The organism is Clostridioides mangenotii TR (assembly GCF_000498755.1).
GTDB classification, from domain to species: Bacteria; Bacillota; Clostridia; order Peptostreptococcales; family Peptostreptococcaceae; genus Metaclostridioides; species Metaclostridioides mangenotii_A.
This window is the reverse complement of record NZ_AXUS01000061.1, coordinates 1-2,267: the sequence shown is the minus strand read 5'-3', so window position 1 is coordinate 2,267 and position 2,267 is coordinate 1. Positions and strand designations below refer to the sequence as shown.

At 29.4% G+C, this 2,267-nt stretch carries 3 protein-coding genes and 1 pseudogene; all 4 read right to left on the bottom strand.

All coding sequences use genetic code 11. The annotated features are described in order from the left end of the window. Window positions 1-185 (bottom strand): hypothetical protein (locus T473_RS0115420; RefSeq protein ID WP_024622614.1); only part of this gene is annotated, 185 nt, incomplete at its 3' end. Then, window positions 185-709 carry a hypothetical protein gene (locus tag T473_RS0115415; RefSeq protein ID WP_024622474.1) on the bottom strand — a complete coding sequence of 175 codons (525 nt, stop codon included), beginning with the start codon at window positions 707-709 and terminating at the stop codon, window positions 185-187. The genes T473_RS0115420 and T473_RS0115415, both read right to left, overlap by 1 nt. Before the next feature lie 28 nt (window positions 710-737). Then, window positions 738-1,187 (bottom strand): annotated as a pseudogene (locus T473_RS19335) (ERF family protein). 215 nt (window positions 1,188-1,402) lie between these two features. Then, a partial coding sequence (locus T473_RS18725) for a hypothetical protein (RefSeq protein WP_024622612.1) occupies window positions 1,403-2,267 on the bottom strand: 865 nt, incomplete at its 5' end.

The window sequence follows — 2,267 nt, the reverse complement described above, 5'->3', positions numbered from 1 at the left end:
TCATCGAATATTCTATATCCAATACTCATCTTATTTGCTATTGAATAATAAAAAGCACTTTTCTTATCCTTGAAATCATCCTCTTTAAGATTTGTATCTGCAAATAAAGATAAATCTTTCATTAAGCAGCTAACTACCAATCTTTCAGTTGATGTCCTGCCTTTTGTTATTTCGACTATTCCCATTAAAGAATCCCCTTAAGCTTACTCATTAAACCTTTTCTTTCAACTTTATTTACAATTATTTCTTCATCTCTATCTTCTTCCATATAACTATTTTCTATTTGCTCTATTTTTTTATTATTATTTCTTATCATATATAGCTGTTTCGAAGTATCTCTTATACTATTTTTCAAAATTCCAAAAATATATCTTAATTGTGAAGTCTCATTCTCCCCAACTAACTTAGTAGACAATGCCCATTCTATATCCTTTTCCTTGACCAATAAGCAATTATAAATTTCTTCATTTGAATAACCACTTATCTGATTATATAAAATCCATTTATAATTGTTTATAATTGGATCTCCTCCAAATATATCATCGAGTTTCAAACTGAACTTATTCCTGTATTCTATTTGACTGCGAAAATCTTCATATTCTTTTTGGCTACAGTAATATTCATTTTTATTAGAGTTGTTCACTACTTTATAGGCAATATCTGTAGTTAGGGAGGCCTTACATATTCTACATTTACATTTTCTTGCCATATAAAAACCTCCCTTTATATCAAATTAATTATAAACTTCCTATTCCTTTTTTAACTTTTGTTGGCTTTTTTGCTTCTAGTTTTTCAACGACACTTGTTGCTTCATCCCCATCATCATCCTTTGCAAAAGCCAAACCAAATAAACTATTTAATCCATATCTGCATAAATAAGTACTTAATGATCCATACTCTTGAATATTTCTTCTCTCAGGTTCTGCGGAAAAATATTCGACTCAATATATTGTCCAGAAATATGCATTAGCATTGTTTTACATATATTTTCCATTACCTGCATCGGGTATAGATTGAGTCACTGTTAAATTATGCTTATGAAGTATTGGTCTTAATGCAGTACGGATATCATCTAAATTGGCATAATCACTTTTAAAGAACGGATTTTTGCTATTTTTTTCTATACTTTCTATCTCTCCATTAGCAGCAACTAAAGCTTTGATAATCTCAACGTTCTCTTCACTCATCACCATACCTGGTAATGTCCCAGTATTCGATTCTTCTATGTACTTGCTTAATTTTTCTAAAACATTATTATGTTCATTTATAGTTTTTGTTAATTGCTTTATTTCCCTTTTTATTGAATCTAATCCGTCTTTTCTATCTATATCTTTTTTTAGATTTTCAAGTTCGCTATTTAAATCTATTTTTAATTCTTTTTCGCTCATATACTATACTCCCCCTAGTTATTAAAATGGTAGTTCTTCATCTTCTTGATCTGCAACCACTCCATTTTTTCAATATCACTTAACTTAGACTTCTCTAGATCTTTATTAAGTTTATCTATCATTTCCTTTATCTTATATTTTGTAAAAGGTGTCCCATCTGTGCTATCTAATGCTTCATATCCCCCAGTTATGTTGTAATATTTAACAACCCTATTTAATCCATTCTCACGAATATACTTCCTTTTTTCATTTTCCTTTATAATAGCATCTCTTGCAGATCCAATCCCTTTAACTTCTAAAGAATCTAAATCCATGCTTGAAATATCTACTTCTACAACTTCTTGATTAACATTACCCTCCATTGGAATAATATCCCCAATATTAAAAGTATCTAAAAAAGCCTTTTGTAACTCCTCATCTATGATAAACAGATCAACATTATATCCTAATATTGATTTTTGAGTCATATAATCATTTACAAGGCCTTTAACTATAACCTTATCTTCTGTTTCAATAATATCTTTTATATATACATGTGATTTCCAGTTAGCCCCAATGTTCTTTTGCTTACTTACACCATCCCAACTTAGTTTGAGTCTTACTGAGTTATGTAACTTACCATTTGAATAATATTCATTACTTCCCATTTTGCATATACATGTTATTATTGTCCCAACCTTATTCTCAGCCCTTGTTTCATATGTCTTGTATCTTTTTATTGCCTTTTTAACATGCGGCCTTACATCACCTTCCATGTCTAAAGTGCTATTAAAAAAGTCAACTGTTACTATTTCATTATTTTCTGGATTTTCTTTATCCTCTTTCACAAGTATGTCGTATTTAAATGTTAACATTTCATTTTCATTTTCCTTGCCTTCA

Bases quoted from the DNA above. Each gene is read 5' to 3' on its own strand.
- T473_RS0115415 (WP_024622474.1), bottom strand. From the start codon at position 709: ATGGCAAGAAAATGTAAATGTAGAATATGTAAGGCCTCCCTAACTACA.